Origin of the sequence: Kocuria tytonicola (genome assembly GCF_003687455.1) — a bacterium.
GTDB classification, from domain to species: domain Bacteria; phylum Actinomycetota; class Actinomycetes; order Actinomycetales; family Micrococcaceae; genus Kocuria; species Kocuria tytonicola.
Window position 1 is genome coordinate 1 of the sequence record NZ_PHOA01000126.1, and the last position, 5,587, is coordinate 5,587.

Annotated in this window: 5 protein-coding genes; 4 read left to right on the plus strand and 1 reads right to left on the minus strand. The window is 70.8% G+C overall.

The window, feature by feature from the left end:
* Window positions 1–120 precede the first annotated feature (120 nt).
* The 4 genes from CWC38_RS10665 to CWC38_RS10680 all read left to right on the plus strand — a co-directional run bounded on the left by CWC38_RS10665 (window position 121) and on the right by CWC38_RS10680 (window position 4,704).
* Window positions 121–1,500, plus strand: coding sequence for an LssY C-terminal domain-containing protein (locus tag CWC38_RS10665; RefSeq protein WP_121846714.1), 1,380 nt, complete (start codon window positions 121–123; stop codon window positions 1,498–1,500).
* Complete coding sequence (locus CWC38_RS10670; RefSeq protein ID WP_121846715.1) at window positions 1,497–2,792, plus strand: cation:proton antiporter domain-containing protein; 1,296 nt, start codon at window positions 1,497–1,499, stop codon at window positions 2,790–2,792. Before CWC38_RS10665 ends, CWC38_RS10670 begins: the two co-directional genes overlap by 4 nt.
* Window positions 2,793–2,956: 164 nt before the next feature.
* Complete coding sequence (locus CWC38_RS12145) at window positions 2,957–3,526, plus strand: hypothetical protein (RefSeq protein WP_165860406.1); 570 nt, start codon at window positions 2,957–2,959, stop codon at window positions 3,524–3,526.
* A complete protein-coding gene (locus tag CWC38_RS10680) occupies window positions 3,523–4,704 on the plus strand; it encodes a PrsW family intramembrane metalloprotease (RefSeq protein WP_121846716.1) in 1,182 nt (393 codons plus the stop codon). Before CWC38_RS12145 ends, CWC38_RS10680 begins: the two co-directional genes overlap by 4 nt.
* Window positions 4,705–4,771: 67 nt before the next feature.
* Here CWC38_RS10680 and CWC38_RS10685 read toward each other — a convergent pair.
* Window positions 4,772–5,587 (minus strand): hypothetical protein (locus CWC38_RS10685; RefSeq protein WP_338067542.1); only part of this gene is annotated, 816 nt, incomplete at its 5' end.

Here is a 5,587-nt window from a genome sequence, read left to right on the forward strand (position 1 = left end):
CCCTAGGATCGGCCCATGGCCGCCGCGACGGCGCCAGCCCCTCCGCGGGGCGGGCGCGCGGGCGGTCCCGGCCCGCGGGCCGGCGCACACCACGACGGACTCACCGGGGACGGTCACACCATGAAGCACAGCGAATCACCGCGGCAGCCCGCGCAGTACCGGCGCCCGCCCGAGAAGGTCCAGGGCCGCCGCTCGGGTCTCGGCATGGACGTGGTGGAGAACATCTTCTTCGGGGTGGTGATGGTCCTCATCTTCGTCTTCGCCGTGGTGATCCTGCGCAGCGCGGGCAGTGCGTGGAGCCTGATCGGCTACAGCCTCGTGTTCTGGGCCCTCATGGCGTACCTGGCGCTTCCGCGGCTGCACCGCACGCTGACCTCCATCTACGTGCCCTCGTACTTCATCGGCCGCACCGTCACCCCGGACGGGCTGCTGGGGGATCCCGTGAACCTCGCCGTCAACGGGTCTGCGGAGCAGATCCACACGGCCATGAAGGCTGCGGGGTGGACCCTCGCGGATCCCGTCACGCTGGGTTCGAGCTGGGGGATCGTGAAGTCCTCGGTGACCCGCAAGAGCTACCCCGAAGCGCCCGTGAGCCCGCTGCTGCTCTTCGGGAGGATCCAGGAGTTCGCGTACCAGCAGGAGGTGGACGGCAACGCCGCGCAGCGCCACCACATCCGCTTCTGGCGCTGCCCCGAGGGCTGGCCCCTGCCCGGCGGCGGGCACCGCGTCCAGTGGCTGGCCGCGGGAACCTACGACCGCGCGGTGGGGCTGTCCCTGTTCACGCTGCAGGTGACCCACAAGATCGACGCGGACATCGACGTGGAGCGCGACTACGTGGTGGACTCCGTCCTGCACGCGGTCCCGGAGGCGGAGGTGGCCGTGATCGAGGACTTCTCCACGGGCTACCACAGCCGCAACGGCGGCGGGGACGCCGTGCGCACGGACGGCGACTTGCCCGTGCTGCAGCTCGAGGCGGTGCCCGTGACCCAGTCCGTTCCCGCGGCGTCGGACACGGCAGGGGCCGCGTCCGCGCACCCCAGCTCCGCGGAGGACGTGCTCAAGGACGTGGCGCGCCGCCCGTTCTCGATCGTCGCGGCGTGGGCGCTCATGCTCGTCTCCGCGCTCGCATTCGTGGCGGACCTGTTCCTGCACCCCACCGACATCACGGGCGAGATGGACCTGGACGGGCTGCCCGAGGGATCCACCACGGTCGTGACGACCCTGGCCATGGGGGTGGTGGTCGTGATGCTGCTGGCCATCCTGTTCCTGGCATGGCGCACGTTCCAGGGCAGCCAGCGCTCGCGGCTGATCCTGATCGTCATGGTCACGCTCTCCCAGGTGGTGCAGATGGCGGCGTTCTTCCAGGGCGGGCGACCGAGCGCCGGTGCCCTGCTCTCCTCGTCCCTGGACCTGCTCACGGTCTACGCCCTGACAAGTCTCTCGGCTCGCGCGTGGACGCGCGGCGGAGCGGAGCGCGCCCGCGGGGAGGGCGCTTCATGATTGTGGCGTTCTCCGTGGTCCTCCTCGTGGTGATCGTCTGGTCCGTGGTGGCCAAGCGGGTGGAATCGATGTTCATCACCCTCCCGGTTGCCCTGATTGCCGCAGGGGTGCTGGTGGGATGGGAGAGTTCCTCTGCGATCTTCGAGCACCTCAGTGACCCGCGGCTGGAGCGCTCGGTGGAGGTGCTGCTCGCCCTGCTGCTGTTCCTGGACGCCACGGAGGTCCGCGCGATCCACCGGTGGGACGTGGGCGTGCTGGTGCGCCTGGTGCTGGTGGGGGTTCCGCTGTCCCTGTTCACGGCCGCAGTGCTCACGGGCTGGCTGTACCCGGAGATGCGGGTGGCCCTGTGCTTCATCCTGGCCTGCGTGCTCGTCCCCACGGACATGGCTCCCGCGGCCTCGGTGGTCAAGGACCGGCGACTGCCCCGGCGGCTCCGGGATGTCCTCAACACGGAGAGCGGCTACAACGACGGCGTGGTGGCCCCCTTCTTCCTGGTAGGGGTCGCCTTCCTGGCCGGCGGTGTGGACGGCCCGGAGAAGGGCGCGGAGGCCCTGGTGGACATGCTCCCGGCGGCCCTGTGGGCCGTGGGCATCGGCGGGGTCGTGGGCGCGGGGGCCGCGTACCTCTCGCGCCTCTCGCAGCGCCACGGGTGGACGACGGCGCGCTGGCGCTCCCTCGGGATCCTCGCCACCCCGCTGCTCGCCTACACCCTCACCATCGCGGTGGACGGCAACGGTTTCGTGGCGGCGTTCGTGGCCGGTCTGGCACACCGGGCGGTGTCCGGGCCCGAGGCCCACGAGACCCTGGGGCTCTCGGAGGACGTGGCCGCGTTCGCGCAGATCGTGATGTGGTTCGTGTTCGGGCAGCTGCTGGAGTTCTCCGTCCGGGAGGGGCTGGATCCCCGGGTCCTGGTGCTGGCGGTGGCCGCCGTGACGGTGGTGCGGGTGCTGCCGGTGCTCTTGGTGCTGCTCGGCTCCACGGTGCGCTGGCGGGACCGGTTGCTGATCGGCTGGCTCGGTCCCCGCGGGATCGCCTCCATGGTGTTCGCGCTGCTGGCCATCCAGCACCTGGGTGGGGAGGACTCGGTGCTGCTGGTCCAGGTGATGAGCGTGACCGTGGTGCTGTCCGCGGTGGTGCACGGGATCTCCGCACCGCTGATTGCCCGGCGCCTCTCCCGCCGCGGTGGCAGGCGCGCGGCGGAACCCGCCGGGAACGGCGCCGCCCCCGCGCCAGGGCCCGGGCCCTCACCGGCACCAGGCGAGGGCGCGCACTCGAGCACGCCTGCGCGGTAATTCAACCGCCGTCAATTCGCAGGAAATGTAGCGAGTGAAACAAATTGCACGGTCCATCTTTTACCTTGTGTGAGTCCGGACATATTCCACCCTCTGCCGAATTACCCGCGTGCTAGCATTTCTTGTCCCCTCCTGACAAAAGGAAAGGAAAGCGAAGAATGCAGTTGAGCCACAAACTGCCCGCGGCGGCGCTGGCCGTGCTGGCCGCCGCCACGTGGGCGGTTCCCGCCGCGGTCGACAAGGTGGTGCCGGAACCGCAGTCGGTCACCACGGCCGCGGAGAAGGCCACGCTGGAGGCAACGGGCGGCTCCGTCCTGGAGTTCCATGCCCCCGAGGGCTGGTCCACCATGCCCACCCAGAACCGCGCCTCGGTGACCTACACCAAGCCCCAGGACGACCAGGAGCTGACGATCTCCGTGATCGACCAGAGCAAGAACTTCGACACCACCGCGGACCGCGTGCTGCGCCAGCAGGCCCTCGAGGGCACCTCCGCCGCGTTCGACGGCGGCACGGTCAGCTCCGCCGGCGGGTTCACCGGCAAGAGCTGCGTGGCCATCAAGCCGAACGACCAGGCCACCGGCAACTGTGCCGTGGTCCACAAGGACGACCTCGTGGTGGCCGTGACCGCCACGAGCTCCGGCAAGGACCAGGCGCCTGACCTGCAGCCCCTCGTGGACAGCTTCCGCGTGGTCACGAGTGACGAGAACCAGACGGACGGAGAGAGCGGAGAATGAGTTCAGTGAGCACGTCGTCCCCGACCGCCCCCGCTCCCGCGGCGAGCGCTCCGGTACCGGCGCGGACCACGCCCGGCTACCCGGCGTACGGCCGTGAGTTCTTTCAGCCGCGCTCGGCGGTGTGGTGGGTGTTCTGCGTCCTCGTGGCCCTGGGCGCACCCGGTGTCACCCTGGCGGTGGCCCAGTCCTTCACCGCGGCGAAGGACTCGCTGCTGACCATTGCACCGATTTTCCTGATCACCCTGGCGCTGTTCGCCGTGATCGTGCTGTGGGCGGACCCCTACCGCGCTCGCCGCGGCTGGATCCTGGTGGTGGCCACCGTCTTCGGGATCACGGTTCCCACGTGGCTCGGCATCCACGCGAACGGGCACCTGGGCTCGATCACCGCCAAGCTGCTGCCCAGCGGCATGGGTGCGGACTGGGGCGCGGCCGTGTCCGGTCCCACGAGCGAGGAGTTCGGCAAGATGCTGGGCGTGGTGATGATCATGCTGATCGCCTCGCACACGCTGCGCCGCCCCATGCACGGCCTGCTGGTCGGCGCTTTCGTGGGTCTGGGTTTTCAGATCTTCGAGAACGTGTCCTATGCCGCGAACAGTGCGCCGTCCAATGCCAACGACGACCTCACCGGTGCCTTCGGTGTGACCCTGCTGCGCAGTGCGATCGGCATTTCCTCGCACTGGCTGTATTCCGCGATCGTGGGGGTGGGTGTGGCTTTCCTGCTCGGCCGCACCGTGCAGCGTCTCTCCCTGGTCCAGCGCATTGCGGGATTCGTGGGATTCTTCGCGCTCGGATGGGGCCTGCACTTCTGGTGGAACTCCCCCTCGCCCCAGGCGGCGGCCGCCGTTCTCATGCTCGTGAAGATTCTGGTGGCCCTCACGTGCTTCATCCTGGTGGCGCGCCTCGCGTGGCGTCAGGAGCGGGAGTTCCTGTCCCGCGCGGACGGTGAGCTGCGGCAGTCCCCGCAGGCGCGCGGCGTCGCCGTGGACCTGGCGGACCCCGCGGTCACGAGCGCCGCCGGCACCCGCAGGCAGCGCAAGCAGGGTCTCAAGGAGGCCCGCAAGCGCGGCGGACGCGCCCTGAAGAAGAGCGTCAAGAAGGCCCGTCGGGTCTACCTCGACGCGTTGCAGGCGTGGGGCCGCCGCGGCACCGGGGTGGACGAGCTGCCCACGGTGTCCTGACGCCCCGAGCGTCACACGCACCACCGGGAGGAGCCCGGGTGGACCAGGAGGTCCACCCGGGCTTTCCTCATCTCACGTCGATGCCGAAGACCCGCTTGACCGCCGTGACCACGTGGCGTCCGTAGCGCTGGGAGGAGGGCGTGGAGGAGAACGGCAGGAACCGGCCGGGGACGTCCGGGTGGGTGATCTTCCCGTGCGTGGGTCCGGAGGTGGTCACCTCGAACCCCGCGGCGCGCAGCCGCGACAGCAGCTCACGGCGGTTGGTGGGGTAGCGGGTGCCGCCGCCACCGGGCTTCGCGCCCGTGCGCTCCAGGGAGTCGGGGGTGTCCGCCCAGGTCTCGTCCGGGCGGCGCGCCACGGCCCACCCGCTGCGGTAGATGCCCACCACGCGGTGCTCCGCGCGGGACACCTGCACGCACAGTCGCCCGTGCACGTAGTAGTCCGTGCGCCCGAGGTCCGCCGTCCAGGTGTCCTCGGGCTGGGCCACGACCGCCCGCAGCGCGTCCTCGGTCACGTTCCACACGCCCTGCACGTGCACCCCGTCCGCGGGAACCTCCAGCTCGTGGGCGCCGTCCCGCCCGGCGGAGTCCACCGTGTAGAACGCGTTCTGCGGTGTGGCGGTAACGGGGGTCACCCCGGCACGCAGCCGTTCCACGAACTCGAGCAGTTGCGGGTCCACGGTGAGCTTGCGGGCCGTGGCCTGCCGGGCGCTGTGCGGGGCGGCCGTGCCGCGGGGCCCCGGACCGGGTTTCGGAACCCCGCCGGGGGCCACGTGGGCCGCGGGGCCCCCGCCCTCGGACGCGCTGGCACCGTCCCGAGCACCGGGGGAGGGGCGCCACGATGTGTAGTCCACGGGATGCACCCCCCGGGCGGGGTTCTGGCG

Excerpts from the sequence above, each read along its gene's own strand:
- CWC38_RS10670 (WP_121846715.1), top strand. The coding sequence starts at position 1,497 with ATGATTGTGGCGTTCTCCGTGGTCCTCCTCGTGGTGATCGTCTGGTCC.
- CWC38_RS10680 (WP_121846716.1), top strand. The coding sequence starts at position 3,523 with ATGAGTTCAGTGAGCACGTCGTCCCCGACCGCCCCCGCTCCCGCGGCG.
- CWC38_RS10665 (WP_121846714.1), top strand. The coding sequence starts at position 121 with ATGAAGCACAGCGAATCACCGCGGCAGCCCGCGCAGTACCGGCGCCCG.